We start from the raw sequence: 16,820 nt of genomic DNA, 5'->3' as shown, positions 1-16,820 counted from the left end.
CCGGGAGGCACGATTCATGAGTGAGCGAGCTCTTCGCGGTACGCGACTCGTAGTGACGAGCTACGAGACCGACCGCGGCATCGACCTGGCTCCGCGCCAGGCCGTGGAGTACGCATGCCAGAACGGACATCGTTTCGAGATGCCGTTCTCGGTCGAAGCGGAGATCCCGCCGGAGTGGGAGTGCAAGGTCTGCGGGGTCCAGGCACTCCTCGTAGACGGCGACGGACCTGAGGAGAAGAAGGGCAAGCCGGCGCGTACGCACTGGGACATGCTCATGGAGCGCCGCACCCGAGAGGAGCTCGAAGAGGTCCTCGAGGAGCGACTCGCGGTTCTCCGGTCCGGCGCCATGAACATCGCGGTGCACCCGCGTGACAGCCGCAAGTCCGCCTGACGACGGATACTGCGGCACACCGCACAACGCAACAAAAGCACCACGCAACAAAAAGGGCCGGGGCCACTGCTGAGCAGTGGCCCCGGCCCTTTGCGTGTGCGGGTGTGTGTTGTGCGTGTGTGTGGAGCGATTCAGTCCGGATCAGTGCGGCAGCTGCGGGTCGTCCGGGCGCGGGCCGCGCATCGGCGGCTCGTCGTCCCTGATGACCTCGCCCTGCACGACCTTGCCGTCGGGGCGGTGCATCCGTGCCTGCTGGAAGGCGTCCCCGAGGCCGCCGGGCGTCGACTCTCGCACCTTGCGCTCGAAGGTCCGCTCCGCATACTTCCCCAGGGCCTGCTGGACCGGCGGGACCAGCAGGATCAGCCCCAGGGCGTCCGAGATGAGCCCCGGCAGGATGATCAGGAGGCCGCCCAGCATCGTCAGGGCGCCGCCTCCCCCGGTCTCCTCCGGGGCGGGCGTCACACCGCTCTGCTGCTGTTGCACCGCCTCGCTGAGCTTGCGGAACGCCCTGCGCCCCGCGCGCTTGATCACCGCGGAGCCGAGCACGAGGCCGCCCACCAGGAGCAGGAAGACCACGAACCCGCTCGTGGCTCCCGCCACGACGATGAGCAGCCAGATTTCCAGGACCAGCCACGCGGCGATCCCGAGCGGCAGGAACCTCAGGGGCCCGGAGCGCCGGGGCCGGGCGGGTCGGATGGGAGGCGGTGCGCCAGTCGTCATGCTCCCAGTGTGCCTGGGACCGCCTCAGTCCGGCATAAGGGGATGATCAAGAAGGCGGTCGGCCCGTCCGGGCCGACCCGCCGCGACCTGGCCCGACGCTCACGGCTGCTTGCGCCCGATGACCTTGCCGACGCGCTCGCCGACGCCCCAGGCGGTGACCCGCCACAGCGCCTCGACGACGATGTTCTGGCTCATCTTGCTGTCGCCGAGCTCCCGCTCGACGAAGGTGATGGGCACCTCGACGACGTGATAGCCCGCCTTGACCGCGCGGCGCGCCAGGTCGACCTGGAAGCAGTACCCCTGCGACTCGACCTCGCCGAGACCGAGGCCTTCGAGGGTCTCGCGGCGGAAGGCGCGGTAGCCGCCCGTCACATCGCGGATCGGCACGTCGAGCAGGAGCCGGGAGTAGATGCTGCCGCCGCGGGAGATGAACTCGCGGTGCTTGGGCCAGTTGACGACCCGCCCGCCCGGCACCCAGCGCGAGCCGAGCACGAGGTCGGCGCCCTTCAGGGCGGTGAGCAGCCGGGGCAGCTCCTCCGGCTGGTGGGAGCCGTCCGCGTCCATCTCGACGAGCACGCCGTAGTCGTTGTCGAGGCCCCAGCGGAAGCCCGCGAGATAGGCCGCGCCGAGCCCTTCCTTGCCCTTGCGGTGCAGCACGTGGACCTGCTCGTCCTCGGCCGCGAGCTCATCGGCGATCTTGCCGGTGCCGTCGGGGCTGTTGTCGTCGGCGACCAGGATGTGCGCGTCCGGCACGGAGGCACGCACCCGGCCGACGATGGACTGGATGTTCTCCGCCTCGTTGTAGGTCGGAATGATCACCAAGGCCGTGCCGAGCGAGCCGAACTGCCTCCCCTGGTCCCCTGCTTCGGAGACCCCGCCGCCGTCGTTCACTACTGCCCCTTCGTTCGTACGCAGAGGACCACCTTAATGGCCGCTGCCTGCGCCGCTGCGACGGCACGGGACGTACTGCGGATCGGGGCCCGGCGCCCTTCGGGCCGACCTGGGACCCGCTGGCTGCGGATCGACCGAAAGCCGTTGTCTACTGAGCGTCCGGGCCCGACCCGGGTCACACCTGCCGATTCGGCTGATACGTTCCCTCGCCTCCGCGTCGCGGGCGCTGGACCTGGCTCCCAGTGGTGGTGCGCCGGTGCGGCACACCACCCGTGACCCAGCGGCGTTCGCGACTGCGTGGAGGTTCGCCGGTCGGACGTCCTGTGGTGGACCCGGCCGAACCTACCGGCCCACGGCGGCTCTCTGTCAATACCCCGCTGAGCTGCGCCGACTTAACGGACCGCCAGGTCAGTGCCCAGGATTCCCAGGTCGTGCGACGCCGTGACCGGCCATGATCCGCGGCGCGCACCGCCGGGACATCACTCGTCCGGCCCCACGAACACGGGCCGCCCGGCCACCACGGTGCGCAGGCACACGGGGAGTTCGGCGCCCGGCGAGAGGTCCGGCAGGCCGGGCGTGCCGGACCTCGGGTCGGTCGACCAGCGGGCCACCCGGTCGTCCGGGGCCTGTACCACCAGATCGGAGGTGCGCCACACGGCGTAATCGGCGGGCGCGCCCGGCACCAGGACGCCCGCGTCGTCGCGGCCGACGGCCCGCCAGCCGCCGCGGGTGTGCGCGGTGAACGCCGCCCGCACGGAGACCCGGTGCTCGGGCGTGCGGTGGAAGGCGGCGGCGCGGACGGTGCCCCAGGGGCCGAGCGGTGTGACGGGGCTGTCGGAGCCGAAGGCGAGGGGCACACCGGCGCGCAGGAGGGCCGCGTACGGATTGAGGGTGCGGGCCCGCTCGGCGCCGAGGCGCTGGACGTACATGCCGTCCTCGCCGCCCCACAGCGCGTCGAAGGCGGGCTGGACGGACGCGGTGAGCCCGAACTCGGCGAAGGCGGCGATCGTCTCCGGCGTGAGCATCTCGGCGTGCTCGACGCGGTGCCGCGCGGCGCGGACGCGGGCCGCACCGAGCTTCTCCGCGGCTCGGCGCATGCCGTCGACCACGGAGGCCACCGCGGCGTCCCCGATGGCGTGGAAGCCCGCCTGGAGGCCTTCCTCCGTGCATTCCACGACATGGGCGGCGACGGCAGCGGCGTCCAGGTAGGCGGTGCCGGTGTGGGACGCGTCGGTGTACGGCTCGTGCAGGCAGGCGGTGTGCGAGCCGAGGGCGCCGTCGACGAAGAGGTCACCTGCGGCGCCGGCCGCGCCGAGTTCCTTCGCGCGCCGCACGTCACGCTCGGCCCAGTAGCCGACGACGCGCGGGCCCGGCTCCTCGGCGGCGAGCCGCAGCAGCCCGGTGAAGTCGTCCTCGTCGGAGATCTCGGGGCCCGCGCACTCGTGCACGGAGCCGATGCCGAGCGAGGCGGCGTGCCGGAGCGCGGCGCGCTGGGCCTCCGTGCGCTGCTGCGGGGTGATCGCGCCGAGGGCGGCGGCGCGCACGCCGTGGTGGGCGTCGGCGGTCAGCGGGGCGTCCGGGTGGAAGCCCGCGCGCTCGGTGACGCCGGGCACCAGGTCGAGCAGTGCGGTGGTGACCACGGCCGAGTGGACGTCGATGCGCGAGAGGTAGAGGGGCCTGCCGCCGGTCGCCTCGTCGAGCTCCGCGCGCGTGGGCGGGCGGCCGCCGGGCCAGCGGGCCGCGTCCCAGCCGTGGCCGAGGAGGACGGTGTCGTGCGGTCGCGCGGCGGCGTGTTCGCGTACGAGAACGAGCGCGTCGGCCAGCGAGCGGGCTCCGGTGAGGTCCAGTCCTGTCAGCGCGAGGCCGGTGGCCGTGGTGTGCACATGGGCGTCCGTGAACGCCGGGGTGACCAGGGCGCCTTCGAGGTCGACCACATCGTCGACGCCACCGGCGAAGGAGTCGGCGGCACCCTCGGAGCCGACCCAGGCGACATGTCCGCGCTCGACGACCATTGCGGTGGCGAACGGATCGGCGGGGCTGTGGATGTCGCCGCCGCGCAGCAGCACGGTGCGGTGGTTCAGTGGATCCTGGGGGTCGTTCCCGGGGGCGGTGCTCTGGCTCATGGGACCAGTCTCGCCCCTGTCGGCGGTCGGCCGACGCGGGGGTCACACCTGGGGCGGGCGCGCCTCGTACGGAGTGGAGAGGACGACCGTCGTGCGCGTGGAGACACCGGCGAGCGCCCGCAACCGGCTGAGCAGGTGCTCGAGCTCCAGCGGGGTGGCGACACGGACCTTGAGGATGTAGTTCTCGTCTCCGGCGACGCTGTGGCACGCCTCGATCTCCGGGACGCCCGCGAGCCGTTCGGCGATGTCGTCGGGGGCACTGGGGTCGAACGGTTTCACCGAGATGAAAGCCGTCAGCGGCAGCCCGACGGCCTCCGGGTCGACGACCGCGGCATAGCCGCGGATGACACCCCGCTGCTCCAGCCTGCGCACCCGCTGGTGCACGGCAGACGTGGACAGGCCCGTGGCCTTGCCCAGGTCGGTGTAGCTCATCCGCCCGTCCTTGACGAGCAGCTGCACGATCTGTCGGTCCAGCTCCTCCATGCGCCGAACCTACAGGGCTCTTGATCCCCACGGATAGCCGACTCGTCTCCCCGCTTGAGGGCAACTTTATTTGGCATGTGACGAATGCCACACTGCTGTGCCCGTGTCCGACGGGATGCAACGATTACCTCTACGACGGGACGGGAAGTGCTTGCTGTGGTCGAGGCCGCAGTTGCCTTTTCGGCCCACCCGAGGGGGAGATTCCCATGCAGAACTTGAAGCGCCCCGGCCGGTCTGCCCGCGCAAAGCAGCAGCCGGCCGTCGAGCCCGAGCCGGAGGGCGTCGAACCGGCCGACGCCTTTCTCGACTCCTACGACACTTTTGAGATGTACCGGGTGAACTGCCCCGACTGCGGGCAGCCCATCGCGCTTCTCGCGGACGAGGACGTGCTGCCCGAGCACGCGCTGTGCGCCACGCCGTGGAACCCGTTCGGGCTGACGGTCTGCGCGGGCACCGGCCGGGCGGCCGCCGACGCCGCGCCCGCCGACGAGACGATGGAGGCCCAGGAGCAGGACACGGCGCTGCTGTTGACGCTCCCTCAGGGGCTCGACTGGCGGACGCAGCCCTTCTCGCACGTGGGCGGTCCGGGCTCGCGCCCGTTCCGGGTGCCGCAGCAGCACCGGCCCGCCGCCTGATTCACCAGTAGGTGCCCTGCACCATGGCGGCCAGGCTGTCGTGGTGCAGGATCAGCTTGTCCGCGGCCTCTGCGCTCGCGGGCACCGGCGCCTCACCGAAGTGCACCTGCCGGTAGGCGACGCGCAGCATGACGATCGCGTGCCGCAGCGCCGCGTACAGCGTGTAGAAGTCCATGTCCCGCGGTGTGTGCCCGGTGAGCCGGGCGTACGTCGCCTCGACGCGGTCGCGGCGCTGGAACTCCGGCAGCCCCGGCTGGCCGAAGCTCACCGTCAGGTCCTGGAAGAAGCGGTGGAGATAGACCGTCCAGCCGAGGTCCACCTCGCGCGGGGCGAGCGCCGCCATCTCCCAGTCCAGGACGGCCGCGGGTTCGAATCCGTCGTAGATGATGTTCCCGATGCGTGCGTCGCCCCAGTTGAGGACGGCGTCGCCCTCGTCCCGGGGCCACATCTCCGCCAGGCGGTCGAAGGCGCTCTCGATGACGGGTGAGCGGGGCAGTCCGTCCACCACCCATGCGTAGTAGGCGCGTTGGGCCTCGACGTGGCGCCGCAGCGGGCTGCCCTCGCCGGGCAGCGCGAGGAACTCCGCCGCGCCGGGCGGTACCCGGTCGTGCAGTTGGGCGACGACGCGGACCGAGGCCTCTTCGAGGTGTGCGCGCTCGGCGTCGGTCGCTTCGTAGAGCCAATTGCCCTCGTACGTATAGGGCATGACGTCCGGCGGGACACGCCCCTCGATCCGCTCCATGACGAAGAAGGGCGCCCCGAGCGGACCCGGGTCCTCCTCCAGCCACAGCACCCGCGGGACCGGCAGGTCGGTGTGTTCGGCGACGAGCCGCATCGTGCGGTACTGACGCGGCATGTCGTAGACGGGGAAGATCGTGTACGCCGCCGGGTCGGCGGCCACCCGCAACGCGCAGTTCCTGAGCGGCGGTTCGGGGTGTTCGACGGTGAAGAGCAGGGTCTCGCTGGACATGCCGTTGGACTCGGGCACGGTCACGTCGGCCGCCTTGGCGCCGGGCAGCCGGGTGTCGAGCCAGGTGCTGAGACGGCGGGCGAGGTCTTCCGGGTCGCGCGTGGTGGTGCGGGGGCGGGGTGCCGTTGCCATGTCGGTACTCCTTCCTCGGGGCCGTGCCCTCAGGGCGCCACGGAGTCGAATCCGGTGAAACCGCTCGGGTCGTGGCGGCCGAAGCTGCCGTGCTCGAAGATGCCGTAGCCGGTCCGGCCTTCGAGGGTGAAGCGTGCGGCGTGGTCGATGACGCCGTACGCGGCGAGGGGGTGGGCCGCGGGGTCCGACAGGTCGTAGCTCCGGCGGTCGGTCCAGTCGCGGCCGCGCCAGGTGCCGTGCTGCCAGTCGTCGGCGGGCGGATATCCGGCGCCCACGGCCAGCGGCAGTGAGGCGAGCACCTGCACGCCGACCTCCAGGGGCTTGTGGCCTTCGGGGTCGGTGAGGTGGATGACGGCGCGCTCGGGGTGGCGGGTGCCGGAGCGGTAGGTGATGTCGGTGCGGGGCCAGCCGAGCTGGCGGTCGCGCCGGTCGGGGCGGACGAGCGTGGCGTCGTTGAGGGTGCGGTAGCCGTCCGCGTCCTCCTGGGCGATGACCATGAGGAACCGGTCGTCGAAGTGGACCGGGCACCAGATCCAGTGGAAGCCCTCGGTGGCGAACTCCTCCTCCAGACGCCCGCGTTCCTCGCCGGGGATGGGCCGCACGCCCCAGCTGCGGTCGCGGGTCGCGGTCCACTCCCCCGCCGTCACGGTGATCTCCTCGCCGCCCGCACGGATCACTCCGGCGGGGCGGCCCGCCTGCACGAAACGGCGCCCTTCGAGCGAGAGCCGGTCGCCGCGGCGCTGGATGTGGTGCGGCTCCCACAGGGCGGGGAAGTCGGCGGTCCAGGTCAGGTCGTACGAGAGGGACGAGGGGTCGTCCGGGTCGGCGGCGCACGTGAGGCGGATGCGGCGCAGGGGTTCGTCGACGGTGATCCGCAGCGGGCCGACACCCAGGTTCATCCGGTCCTCGCCGAGGGCGTCCGAGGCGCGTACGGCGTGGAGCGTGTCCCCGATGCGCAGGGTGGCGTACGCGTCGATGACACCGGTGTTCGGATAGACGCCGAGCCCGAGGATGAGCAGGGCGCGGCCCTGATGGTCGAAGAGGTGGAAGATGCAGCGGTCGTAGGCGTTGCGGTCGCCCGTCGCGACATGCTTCATCGAGAGGGGGACCTGGTGCACGGGGTACTCGTCGAGCGGGACCGGACGGTCGTCTGCCACGGCAAACCTCCCTGGATGCACGGCAGTTCAGGGTGGCGGAGGCGGGCGGGCCCTCCGGCGCGGAGTTGACGGTACGTCAGTTCGCGGGACGGAGCCAGAGACGCGTCAGGCCGTGTGCGTCGGCGCCCACGCCTGCGGACGGGCCAGGAACAGACGCTCGATTCTTTGAGGCGGTGACTTCCGTGCGGCGGCGGGCGTTGCCCTTGCATGACTCCTACGGACATGGGCGCGGACACGGGCCCGGCACACTTCCCCACCGGGCGCCGGCGACGCACCCTGGTGACGGTGCCCGCCTCCGCAGAATCGGTTCCCCAGAGGCCCCAGGAGCCCCCGCAGCACCAGGCTCCACTCCAGCACGTACAGCCTCACGTACAGCAGCACGTCCATCAACCGGTGCATCAGCAGCCCGCGCACCAACAGCCGCACCAGGCCTATCAACAGGCCTACCAGCCGCCCCACCCGCCGTACCAGCAGCCCCACTTCCAGGACCCGCCGATCTACCGCGCCCTGATCCGCCACTGGGCGGACCGCGGCCGCACGCTGCCGGGGCACCACGACCCGGAGTGGGCCATGCTCGTGGCGCCGCCGGTGCACCACGGCCAGTTCAGCGCGAGTCGGGACCCGCGAGGTGACGTGCGATGACCATGCGCTGGATCTGATTCGTGCCCTCGACGATCTGCAGCACCTTGGCCTCCCGCATGAGGCGCTCCACGGGGAAGTCCGCGGTGTAGCCGTACCCCCCGAGGACCTGCACGGCGTCCGTCGTCACCTTCATCGCGGCGTCCGTGCACAGCAGCTTGGCCATGGCCGCCTGCTTGGCGAACGGCCGACCCGCGTCCCGGAGCCTGGCCGCGGAGAGATAGAGCGCCCGGCCCGCCTCGATCTGCGTCGCCATGTCCGCGAGCATGAAGCGCAGCCCCTGGAAGTCCGCGATGGGCCTGCCGAACTGCCGCCGCTCGGTGGCGTACGCGACGGCCTCGTCCAGGGCCGCCTGGGCCACTCCGACCGCACAGGCCGCTATGCCGAGCCGCCCGGAGTCGAGCGCGGAGAGCGCGATGGCGAAGCCCTGGCCCTCGTCGCCCATGCGCCGGGAGTCAGGGATGCGTACGCCGTCGAAGTTGATCTGGGCGGTGGGCGAGCCCTTCATGCCCATCTTCTTCTCGGGCACCGCGGCGCTCAGCCCCTCCGCGTCGCCCGGCACCAGGAAGGCCGTGACGCCGCGGGGACCCTCGCCGCCCGTGCGGGCGAGCACGGTGTAGAAGTCGGCGACGCCGCCGTGCGTGATCCAGGCCTTGGTGCCGGTGATGACCCAGTCGTCGCCGTCCCTGACGGCCTTCGTGCGCAGCGAGGCGGCATCCGAGCCCGCCGCGGGCTCGGAGAGGCAGTAGGCGCCGAGGAGACCGCCGCCGAGCATGGCGGGCAGGTGGTCGTTCTGCTGCTCCTTGGTGCCGTAACCGGCGAGCGCGTGGCAGGAGAGCGAGTGGACGCTGACGCCGAGGCCGACGGTCAGGCGCGCGGCCGCGAGCTCCTCCAGGACCTGGAGATACACCTCGTACGGCTGGTCGCCGCCGCCGAATTCCGAGTCGTACGGCAGGCCGAGCAGGCCGGATTCGGAGAGCAGTGTGAAGACCTCGCGGGGGAAGCGCCCCGCGTCCTCTTCCTCTGCCGTCTTCGGGGCGATCTCGCGCTGGGCGATGTCCCGGACCAGCGAGAGCAGATCCCTGGCCTCATCCGTGGGCAGCTGACGCTCCACCGACTGCGTGATGTGGTCGGGCATGACGCTCTCCTCCCTGTGGGGCTGCGGCGGACGCCCGCGCTGGGTGGGGCGGCGCCGCCGGGAAACGTGCCGAGCCGGGGTCTCCTCCCGGGTCACGGAAGCAGCTGACCAGCGGCTCTGGCGCGTTGAGTATGCCCGATCAGCGGCGACCCGTCACTAGTTAACGACCGCTTACTCGAAAGATAGCTGAAGATCGCTCGTGGCTGGCGGATTGGTACGAACCATTGACCGCACTGGTCTAGTCCTCCTACTGTTCCCCCGAGCGTCTGAACGCGTTCATGCCAAGTCACACCCGCAGGTCCACAGCACCACTTCCCCCCTCCCGGTTTCCCCCCACGAGGAGTCAAGATGCTCAGACCGCACACTTCCCGCGCCTCCTTCCGGGCGCTCCTCGCCACCACCTGTTGCGCCGTCCTCGGAGCCGGTCTGCTGGCCGGCGCGGGCACCGCCGCCGCCGGACAGGACAAGGGCACCGCGACGAAGGCCGCCGCCGGATCCAAGGTCGTCGGCTACTTCACCGAATGGGGTGTCTACGACCGGAACTACCACGTCAAGAACGTCGACACCTCCGGCTCCGCCGACAAGCTGACGCACATCAACTACGCCTTCGGCAACGTGCAGGGCGGCAAGTGCACGATGGGCGACGCCTACGCGGCGACCGACAAGGCCTACACCGCCGACCAGTCCGTGGACGGCGTCGCCGACACCTGGGACCAGGAGCTGCGCGGCAACTTCAACCAGCTGCGCAAGCTGAAGAAGAAGCACCCGGACCTCAAGGTCCTCTGGTCCTTCGGCGGCTGGACCTGGTCGGGCGGGTTCACCGAGGCGGCGAAGAACCCCGCGGCCTTCGCCCAGTCCTGCTACGACCTGGTCGAGAACTCCAAGTGGGCCGATGTCTTCGACGGCATCGACATCGACTGGGAGTACCCGAACGCCTGCGGTCTGACCTGCGACACCAGCGGGCGCGAGGCGTACAAGAGCCTGATGTCCGCGGTCCGTTCGAAGTTCGGCGACAAGAACCTCGTCACCGCGGCGATCCCGGCGGACGGCGCGGACGGCGGCAAGATCGACGCCGCCGACTACGCGGGCGCGGCCCAGTACGTCGACTGGTACAACCCCATGACGTACGACTTCTTCGGCGCCTGGGACGCGAAGGGCCCGACCGCCCCGCACTCGCCGCTCACCTCCTACAACGGCATCCCGAAGGAGTCCTGGAACTCCGACGCCACCATCAAGAAGCTGAAGGGGCTCGGGGTTCCGTCCGAGAAGCTGCTGCTCGGCATCGGCTTCTACGGACGCGGCTGGACGGGCGTCACGCAGAAGGAGCCCGGCGGCACCGCGACCGGACCGGCCGCGGGCAAGTACGAGCAGGGCATCGACGACTACAAGGAACTGAAGACCAAGTGCCCGGCCAACGGCACCGTCGGCGGGACCGCGTACGCGCACTGCGGGAACAACTGGTGGAGCTACGACACCCCGGCGACCATCGCGGGGAAGATGGACTACAAGAACCAGCAGAACCTCGGCGGCACGTTCTTCTGGGAGCTCAGCGGGGACACGTCCAACGGTGAGCTGATCAAGGCCATCAACTGACGTCGTCCGCACGGTGATCGGGGCGGGGGCCCGGCGGCCCCCGCCCCTTTTCCGTGCGCCGGGTCAGGGCCGCGCAGGCGCCGGATACGACGGCTCGAAGTCCTCGATCACCCGCAGCGTGTCCCCGAGCGTCCGCACCAGGAGCGAGCCGACCGTCTCGCGCGACAGCTCCTGGCTGCCGATCCAGTCCAGCGTGACGCCCTCCACGCTGGACAGCCAGCCGATCAGCGCCGTGCGCGCCAGCTGCGGGATGTCCTTGCGGCCGTACGCCCCCTCGGCGATCGCACCGATCAGCGCCTCGCGCACCCCGTCCCGTATCGCGTGCACCTCGGCGTCGAATCCGACGCCACCGCTGATGATCGTGCGGTACGCCGCCTGGTGGTGCTCGGCGTAGCGCAGATAGCCGTCGACGGTGCGCTGCACCCGCTCCACCGGCGGCAGGTCGTCGTGGCTCCCGGCCCGGGCCACCAGGTCGGCCACGGAGTCCTCGATGATCGCCAGGTAGTAGCCGCGCTTCGACTTGAAGTAGTAGTAGATCAGCCCTTTGGCGACGCCCGCGTGCTTGGCGATGTCGTCCATGGACAGTGCGTCGTAGGACGTGTCGGCGAACAACTTCCGGCCGATGGCGATGAGTTCGGCGCGGCGCGCCGCCGAGCGGTCGGTGCCGCGCTGTTGACTATTATTCAATTCCGGCCCTAGTCTCCAACTGCCTCGGGATCGTCCGCAGTATGGCAGAACGGCGCCACCTGCCGGTCCGGCTCCCGGCGGCTCTTCACGCACTCCCCTTACGCACGCTTGGCGACGCGGAACGACGTACGGGAGGAAGACAGTGAACGCAGCACGCACCGCGTTACGCGAGGGCAGAACCTCCTGGAAGAAGACGGCCGTGATGGCCCTGCCGGCCGTCCTGGCCGTCGGCGTGATGGCCTCCGTGATGGCCGAGGGCGCGCTCGCCGCGTCCTTCGCGGTCTCCGGCACCAGCTTCCAGGTGTCCTCCGGGAAACTCACCAGCCAGGGCCTCTCCTCGTACGTACAGACGGACCGGGACATCGACGGCAAGGGGCACCCGGTGGCGCTCCTCGGGATCGGTGACGCGACCCTCTCCGACATCTGCCAGGCCGCCGAGGTGAAGACCCCGGTGGGGACCGTCGTGTTCAAGCTGACCGCGGGCGGCGACGCGGGCAACGTCACCGCGAGCAACCTCATCATCGACGGCGAGGACCTGGTCGGCGACGCCCGCTTCGGCACCGCGCAGATCGGCCGGGACGCCTCGACGCTCGACGAAGTGCCGGGCGTCCAGGGCGAGAAGGGCAAGTTCGGGCTGCAGGCCGGGGACATCACGGTCGCCGGCGTGAAGTCGCACGCCTGGTCCGCGACGGGCGGCAACTTCCGGCTCAAGGGGATGCGGGTCGACGTCAGCCTCGGTGGCAAGAAGTGCTTCTGACCGGCGGCGGCAGAAGCGGGGTACGGCCCTTTCGCCGGGACGGCGGCGGACCGCTCGACCGGCGGCTGCCCTGCCCCGACCAGCGCCGGGTCGTCCGCAGATGGCGGCGCACCCGGCCCTTCTGGGCCGGTCTGCTGCTGATCCTCGGCGGCGCCGAGCTGCTCCTGATCCCGCTCTCGCCGCTGACCGTGCTGGTCAGCCTGGGGCTCGGCGGGATCGCGGCCCTCGGCATCGGGATCGCCCTGGTCGTGGCAGGCCTCTTCCTCTGGCTGCTGCCGCACACCCACCACTATGTGAGCGTCAACGCCCTGATCCTCTCCGTGCTCTCCTTCGCGGCCACGAACCTCGGCGGGTTCCTCGTCGGCATGCTGCTCGGCATCGCGGGCAGCGCCATGGGGTTCGCCTGGACGCCGGTGCCGCAGGACGCCGAGGAGGATCCGGCGCTCCCCAGGGTGCGCGACGGGCAGGGCACCCGGACGCTGGCCGTACTGCTGCCCGTGGTGATCGCCGCCGGGCTCGTCGCACACGCCGCTCCGGCGCGGGCGGCTCCGGCTAAGGCGGCCCCGGCGGACGCGATCGTGGCGCCGCGCGTGCCCCCGACCGTCACCACCACGCTCTTCGCGCCGCAGGGCTTCCTCCTGGCGGGCGTCCAGGAGATCCCGACCGCGGACGGGCCGCTGAAGGTCATGGTGCTGCGGATGAAGGCCGCCTCGCTCACCGACTACCGGCTGACCACGCGCGACGGCAAGGAGGAACTGGCCCTGGGCGCCGACACCTTGGACCTGAGCGGCGAGGTCACCCTCTATCTGACCAAGTTCAAGGGGTGTCTGGAGGGCATCCTCTGTCTGACCTTCACGCCCGACAAGCTGCCGGTGCCGCCCGTCGTGCCGCCCTTCGTCTTCATGACGGACGTGAGCGCGGAGCAGGCCCTGGTCACCTCGGACTCGATCGTGGCGGGCGGACTCACCCTGCGGGCCTCAGCATGATCCAGATCCAGGCCGCACTGTTCTGGGCGTACGCGATCGGCGCCACGTTCGCCCTCTCCGCCGGGCGCCAGCTGCAGGTGTGGGAGCGGATCAACGCGGGCGAGGGCCCGCGCACCCGCAGCAGGGCCGCCAACCCCTATCTGGCGCTCACGGCCCTCTTCGCCGCCGTCCTCATGGTGCCGACGGGCCTCTTCCTGCTCTGGCAGAACCCGTCCTGGGCGACCATGCACGTGGCGGACGGCCATGAGGGCGTGTGGGCGGGGTTCGTGCTGTTCTACGCGGGCGGGATCCCCGTGGCCGCGATCCTCGGGTTCCTGGTGGCGCAGGGTCTCGTGCTCGTGGGAGCGGGCTACTGGGCGTACCTGCAGTGCGTCGGAGGGTACTTCCTGCTGTTCGGGACGCTGATCCACGGCTGGGACGGCAAGGGGTACCAGCGCTTCTTCTCGTCCGGCGCAGGAGACTTCGCGGACTGGCCGCGGGACAGCGTCGTCAACCACGTACTGGACTTCGTGACGTCCGGGACGTTCCTCGCGCTGCTGCTCTTCGGGGCCGCGGTGATCGGCACCATGCTGGTGACCGAGATCGGCTGGCTCATGGAGGGCTGGTCGCTGCCGGGGGCCGACGAGGACCGCAAGGTGCCGCGGCTGCTCGCCGTCGCCATCGCGGCGGCCGGGGTGTACGGCCTGCCCTTCGTGGGCGCGCTCTTCGCGAGCGTGCTGGTGCGCCTGGTCGGCGGGTGGCTCGGGCTGCCGCTGTTCGCGGTCGTGGCGGGCCTCACGCTGCTGCACGGGCGCTCACCGGTGCGATGGCTGTACGGCCTGGTGGGCGTGCCGGGGCGGCACTGGCGCGTCGGCCTCGACGAGGCCGACGGCGGTCAGGAGAGCGGCGTCACAGCAGACCGGTCTGCGTGACGAGCATCGCGAGGACGACGACGAGGGTCCAGCCCGCGAAGTGCTCCAGCAGGTTCGGCCCGTCGTCCTTGGGGCCGCCGGTGCGGGCCTTCGCGTGGACGGCGGTGGCAGAGGTCGCGGTCATGTCGTTCTCACTGACGTTCGGCTGACAGGGCTCCCCCACGAGGTCCCGGTCCTGACTCCACCCCACGGGACCCCTCCACCTTGCCAGCCGCAGGTGCATTTGAGGGAGAGACCTTGGTCACCCACAACTAGGACGTCACGCTGCGCGTCTAAGTACGGACGGCGGGGTATCTCCCCCGTCCGTTCGCCCGTGCACCGTACGACCGAGAGGTTTCCGATGAGCACGAACCGGACGACGACCCGCCGCGGGGCGCGGCTCGCCCTCGCCGCCGCGATCACCGCGACGATCGCCCTCACCGCCCCCGTCTCGCAGGCCGCTCCGGCCGCGGCCGAGAAGCCGTCACCGGGTGCGCCCGGTCTCGGCGACCCGATGTTCCCGCTGGACGGGAACGGCGGCTACCGGGTGGAGCGCTACTACCTGGACTTCGACTGGCAGGCGCCGAAGACCCCCTTCGAGGCGACGACGACGATCAAGGCGCGGTCCACCCAGGCGCTGTCCCGCTTCAATCTGGACTTCGGCGGCAACACCCTGCACAAGGTCACCGTGAACGACTCCGCGGCCGCCGCGTCGCGCGAGGGCGACGAGCTGACGGTGACCCCCAAGTCCCCGATCGCCAAGGACAGTTCCTTCACCGTCAAGGTCACCTACACCGCCGATCCGACCCAGACCAGACACCGCGACGACGCGATCGAGGACTACGGCTGGATCCCCACGCCCGACGGCACGGTGGTCTACCCGCAGCCGAACGGCGCGCGGCTGATCTTCCCCGGCAACGACCATCCGAGCCAGCGCGCGCCGATCACCTTCCGCATCACGACGCCCGCCGACCGCACGGCCGTCGCCAACGGCAGGCTGGTCTCGCGCGCCGAGCGCCCCGACGGCCGGGTGCGCTGGACGTACGACTCCGAACAGCCGCTCTCCACCCAGCTGGTGCAGCTGGCCGTCGGCAAGTTCCAGCTGGTCGACAGCGAGGGTCCGGGCGGCATCCCGCTGCGCGACGTCGTCCCGGACGCGCTGGTCGAGCCGACGGCCGCCTACCGCAAGCTCACCCCGGACCACCTGAAGTGGCTGCAGGAGAAGCTCGGCCCGTACCCCTTCAACCGCTACGGCCTGCTGGTCGGCGACACCGACCTCGGGGTGGCTCTGGAGACGCAGACCCTGTCGCTCGTCCCGAAGGCGGACCTGCTCGGCACGCAGGTGGACGCCGAGCGGAACATGGTGCACGAACTGACCCACCAGTGGTTCGGCGACAGCGTCGCCCTCAAGGGCTGGTCCGACCTGTGGCTGAGTGAGGGGCACGCCCGCTTCTACGAACGGGAGTACTCCGAGCAGCACGGCGGCGACAGCTTCGAGGCCGCCATGAAGACCGCCTACAAGGCCCACGACCAGTGGCGCAGGGACTACGGCGCCCCCGCGGAGCCGACCGAGCCGAACCTGTTCAAGCGGATGCGGTACGACGGTTCGGCCCTGGTCCTGTACGCGCTGCGCGAGCAGGTCGGCGACGCGACGTTCCAGAAGATCGAGCGCGCGTGGGTGAGCGGCTTCAAGGGACGCACGGCGAGCACGCAGCAGTTCGTGGACCTGGCGTCGAAGGTCGCGGGCCAGGACCTGGAGGGCTTCCTGCACCCCTGGCTGTACGGCCCCAAGACCCCGCCCATGCCGGGGCACCCCGACTGGGTGGTGGACCCGGCCGTATGAGCCGGTACATCACCTGAGACACACGCCGTGTGCCCGCTCCCGGACGGGGGCGGGCACACCCATATGTCGCCCCACTGGCTACAGAAGGGCTCCACATGCTCTATAGACACAGTGGAGCGTGTGTCAGGGCCCCGGCCGCCGCGCCGCGAACGCTGACTAGGCTGGCGCCACACGCTGTGATCGCGTTGATGCCGACCTGCGGGCGACACGAAGGGAGCAGGCAAGTGCAGCCGGACGAGCGGGACTTAGAAGGCCGGACGGCGATGGGTGCGGTCTGGCGGACGGTCGTCGAAGGGGTCACGGGCTCGATGGCCTACATCGCCGACCGGCACTGGAACGTCGTGGCCTGCAACGACGAGTTCAGAGCACTCATCCCGGACGGCGAACCGGCCAACATCATGCGGTGGATGCTCCTGGACGACCGGGTCCGGAACAAGATCCTGCTGAACTGGACCGAGGACTGGGCGCGCGGCGCCTGCCCGGCGCTGCGCCGGGCCGTGACGAACCACCCGACCGACCCCACGCTCATCGACCTGGCGAGCGATGTGCGGCGCGACCCCCTGGCGGGACCCATCTATCTGGCGACCGCGGCCTCCCATCCTTTGCATCCCGACGGGGCCGTGCGGCAGGTCAACCACCCCACGAAGGGTCTTGGCTGGGTGGTCGCGTCCGCCGCCAACCCGCTCCCGGAGATCGACTCGATGTTCGTGATGATGCAGTACCGGCCGGGCGAGCTCCGCCCCCACCAGCCGCCGCCGCTGAGCACGAACGCCCGATGAGGGTTG

The 16,820-nt window shown here is 70.9% G+C and carries 18 protein-coding genes; 9 read left to right on the top strand and 9 right to left on the bottom strand.

Going from position 1 to position 16,820, the window contains the following annotated elements:
* Positions 1 to 16: 16 nt before the first annotated feature.
* Complete coding sequence (locus ABZV77_RS21240; RefSeq protein WP_249591189.1) at positions 17 to 391, top strand: RNA polymerase-binding protein RbpA; 375 nt, start codon at positions 17 to 19, stop codon at positions 389 to 391.
* 141 nt (positions 392 to 532) lie between these two features.
* On the opposite strand, the gene fxsA is transcribed toward ABZV77_RS21240, so the two are convergent.
* The 4 genes from fxsA to ABZV77_RS21220 form a co-directional block, all read right to left on the bottom strand.
* The gene (gene fxsA / locus ABZV77_RS21235) at positions 533 to 1,111 is read right to left on the bottom strand and encodes an FxsA family membrane protein (RefSeq protein ID WP_356258871.1); all 579 of its coding nucleotides are present in this window, start codon (positions 1,109 to 1,111) and stop codon (positions 533 to 535) included.
* A 99-nt stretch (positions 1,112 to 1,210) separates the two neighbouring features.
* Positions 1,211 to 2,002, bottom strand: a complete 792-nt coding sequence (locus tag ABZV77_RS21230) for a polyprenol monophosphomannose synthase (protein WP_356258867.1) — start codon at positions 2,000 to 2,002, stop codon at positions 1,211 to 1,213.
* A gap of 479 nt (positions 2,003 to 2,481) precedes the next feature.
* On the bottom strand, positions 2,482 to 4,125 hold the full coding sequence (locus tag ABZV77_RS21225; protein WP_356258864.1) for an amidohydrolase: 1,644 nt from the start codon (positions 4,123 to 4,125) through the stop codon (positions 2,482 to 2,484).
* Between the two features lie 42 nt (positions 4,126 to 4,167).
* Positions 4,168 to 4,608, bottom strand: a complete 441-nt coding sequence (locus ABZV77_RS21220; RefSeq protein ID WP_030789227.1) for an Lrp/AsnC family transcriptional regulator — start codon at positions 4,606 to 4,608, stop codon at positions 4,168 to 4,170.
* A 206-nt stretch (positions 4,609 to 4,814) separates the two neighbouring features.
* On the opposite strand from ABZV77_RS21220, the gene ABZV77_RS21215 reads away from it, so the two are divergent.
* Positions 4,815 to 5,243: a hypothetical protein gene (locus ABZV77_RS21215; protein WP_356258861.1), complete on the top strand. Its 429-nt coding sequence runs from the start codon at positions 4,815 to 4,817 to the stop codon at positions 5,241 to 5,243.
* Between the two features lies 1 nt (position 5,244).
* On the opposite strand, the gene ABZV77_RS21210 is transcribed toward ABZV77_RS21215, so the two are convergent.
* Together ABZV77_RS21210 and ABZV77_RS21205 are read right to left on the bottom strand one after the other, a co-directional pair.
* A complete protein-coding gene (locus ABZV77_RS21210) occupies positions 5,245 to 6,345 on the bottom strand; it encodes a phosphotransferase family protein (protein ID WP_356258859.1) in 1,101 nt (366 codons plus the stop codon).
* 29 nt (positions 6,346 to 6,374) lie between these two features.
* The gene (locus tag ABZV77_RS21205; protein ID WP_356258857.1) at positions 6,375 to 7,502 is read right to left on the bottom strand and encodes a hypothetical protein; all 1,128 of its coding nucleotides are present in this window, start codon (positions 7,500 to 7,502) and stop codon (positions 6,375 to 6,377) included.
* A gap of 393 nt (positions 7,503 to 7,895) precedes the next feature.
* On the opposite strand from ABZV77_RS21205, the gene ABZV77_RS21200 reads away from it, so the two are divergent.
* Positions 7,896 to 8,144 carry a hypothetical protein gene (locus ABZV77_RS21200; RefSeq protein WP_356259047.1) on the top strand — a complete coding sequence of 83 codons (249 nt, stop codon included), beginning with the start codon at positions 7,896 to 7,898 and terminating at the stop codon, positions 8,142 to 8,144.
* Here the strand turns inward: ABZV77_RS21200 and ABZV77_RS21195 are convergent.
* Positions 8,107 to 9,279: an acyl-CoA dehydrogenase family protein gene (locus ABZV77_RS21195; RefSeq protein ID WP_356258854.1), complete on the bottom strand. Its 1,173-nt coding sequence runs from the start codon at positions 9,277 to 9,279 to the stop codon at positions 8,107 to 8,109. The two genes, ABZV77_RS21200 and ABZV77_RS21195, sit on opposite strands and share 38 nt — an antisense overlap.
* Positions 9,280 to 9,627: 348 nt before the next feature.
* On the opposite strand from ABZV77_RS21195, the gene ABZV77_RS21190 reads away from it, so the two are divergent.
* Positions 9,628 to 10,872, top strand: coding sequence for a glycoside hydrolase family 18 protein (locus ABZV77_RS21190; RefSeq protein WP_356258852.1), 1,245 nt, complete (start codon positions 9,628 to 9,630; stop codon positions 10,870 to 10,872).
* Positions 10,873 to 10,935: 63 nt separating this feature from the next.
* Here ABZV77_RS21190 and ABZV77_RS21185 read toward each other — a convergent pair whose 3' ends face one another.
* Positions 10,936 to 11,559 carry a TetR/AcrR family transcriptional regulator gene (locus ABZV77_RS21185; protein ID WP_356258849.1) on the bottom strand — a complete coding sequence of 208 codons (624 nt, stop codon included), beginning with the start codon at positions 11,557 to 11,559 and terminating at the stop codon, positions 10,936 to 10,938.
* A gap of 202 nt (positions 11,560 to 11,761) precedes the next feature.
* Here ABZV77_RS21185 and ABZV77_RS21180 point away from each other — a divergent pair, with 202 nt between their 5' ends.
* The 3 genes from ABZV77_RS21180 to ABZV77_RS21170 all read left to right on the top strand — a co-directional run bounded on the left by ABZV77_RS21180 (position 11,762) and on the right by ABZV77_RS21170 (position 14,213).
* Positions 11,762 to 12,316 (top strand): DUF6230 family protein, encoded by a 555-nt coding sequence (locus ABZV77_RS21180; RefSeq protein WP_356259035.1) that lies wholly within the window; start codon positions 11,762 to 11,764, stop codon positions 12,314 to 12,316.
* A gap of 65 nt (positions 12,317 to 12,381) precedes the next feature.
* Positions 12,382 to 13,302: a DUF6114 domain-containing protein gene (locus tag ABZV77_RS21175; protein WP_356259032.1), complete on the top strand. Its 921-nt coding sequence runs from the start codon at positions 12,382 to 12,384 to the stop codon at positions 13,300 to 13,302.
* Positions 13,299 to 14,213 (top strand): hypothetical protein, encoded by a 915-nt coding sequence (locus ABZV77_RS21170; protein ID WP_356258844.1) that lies wholly within the window; start codon positions 13,299 to 13,301, stop codon positions 14,211 to 14,213. Before ABZV77_RS21175 ends, ABZV77_RS21170 begins: the two co-directional genes overlap by 4 nt.
* On the opposite strand, the gene ABZV77_RS21165 is transcribed toward ABZV77_RS21170, so the two are convergent.
* Positions 14,191 to 14,337: an SCO1431 family membrane protein gene (locus tag ABZV77_RS21165; protein ID WP_356258842.1), complete on the bottom strand. Its 147-nt coding sequence runs from the start codon at positions 14,335 to 14,337 to the stop codon at positions 14,191 to 14,193. The two genes, ABZV77_RS21170 and ABZV77_RS21165, sit on opposite strands and share 23 nt — an antisense overlap.
* Positions 14,338 to 14,553: 216 nt before the next feature.
* Here ABZV77_RS21165 and ABZV77_RS21160 point away from each other — a divergent pair, with 216 nt between their 5' ends.
* Complete coding sequence (locus tag ABZV77_RS21160; protein WP_356258839.1) at positions 14,554 to 16,035, top strand: M1 family metallopeptidase; 1,482 nt, start codon at positions 14,554 to 14,556, stop codon at positions 16,033 to 16,035.
* Positions 16,036 to 16,259: 224 nt separating this feature from the next.
* On the top strand, positions 16,260 to 16,814 hold the full coding sequence (locus ABZV77_RS21155) for a hypothetical protein (protein ID WP_356258837.1): 555 nt from the start codon (positions 16,260 to 16,262) through the stop codon (positions 16,812 to 16,814).
* The last annotated feature ends 6 nt before the right edge of the window (positions 16,815 to 16,820 follow it).

The sequence above is a fragment of the Streptomyces sp. NPDC004732 genome, from assembly GCF_040609235.1.
In the GTDB taxonomy this organism is placed as follows: Bacteria; Actinomycetota; Actinomycetes; order Streptomycetales; family Streptomycetaceae; genus Streptomyces.
The sequence above is the reverse complement of the archived record's forward strand: the minus strand, read 5'-3'. Positions and strand labels throughout refer to the sequence as shown.

Coding starts and splice junctions, on each gene's coding strand:
- ABZV77_RS21190 (WP_356258852.1), top strand. CDS start 9,628: ATGCTCAGACCGCACACTTCCCGCGCCTCCTTCCGGGCGCTCCTCGCC.
- ABZV77_RS21160 (WP_356258839.1), top strand. CDS start 14,554: ATGAGCACGAACCGGACGACGACCCGCCGCGGGGCGCGGCTCGCCCTC.
- ABZV77_RS21170 (WP_356258844.1), top strand. CDS start 13,299: ATGATCCAGATCCAGGCCGCACTGTTCTGGGCGTACGCGATCGGCGCC.
- fxsA (WP_356258871.1), bottom strand. CDS start 1,111: ATGACGACTGGCGCACCGCCTCCCATCCGACCCGCCCGGCCCCGGCGC.
- ABZV77_RS21210 (WP_356258859.1), bottom strand. CDS start 6,345: ATGGCAACGGCACCCCGCCCCCGCACCACCACGCGCGACCCGGAAGAC.
- ABZV77_RS21215 (WP_356258861.1), top strand. CDS start 4,815: ATGCAGAACTTGAAGCGCCCCGGCCGGTCTGCCCGCGCAAAGCAGCAG.
- ABZV77_RS21220 (WP_030789227.1), bottom strand. CDS start 4,608: ATGGAGGAGCTGGACCGACAGATCGTGCAGCTGCTCGTCAAGGACGGG.
- ABZV77_RS21225 (WP_356258864.1), bottom strand. CDS start 4,125: ATGAGCCAGAGCACCGCCCCCGGGAACGACCCCCAGGATCCACTGAAC.
- ABZV77_RS21195 (WP_356258854.1), bottom strand. CDS start 9,279: ATGCCCGACCACATCACGCAGTCGGTGGAGCGTCAGCTGCCCACGGAT.
- ABZV77_RS21240 (WP_249591189.1), top strand. CDS start 17: ATGAGTGAGCGAGCTCTTCGCGGTACGCGACTCGTAGTGACGAGCTAC.
- ABZV77_RS21180 (WP_356259035.1), top strand. CDS start 11,762: ATGGCCCTGCCGGCCGTCCTGGCCGTCGGCGTGATGGCCTCCGTGATG.
- ABZV77_RS21165 (WP_356258842.1), bottom strand. CDS start 14,337: ATGACCGCGACCTCTGCCACCGCCGTCCACGCGAAGGCCCGCACCGGC.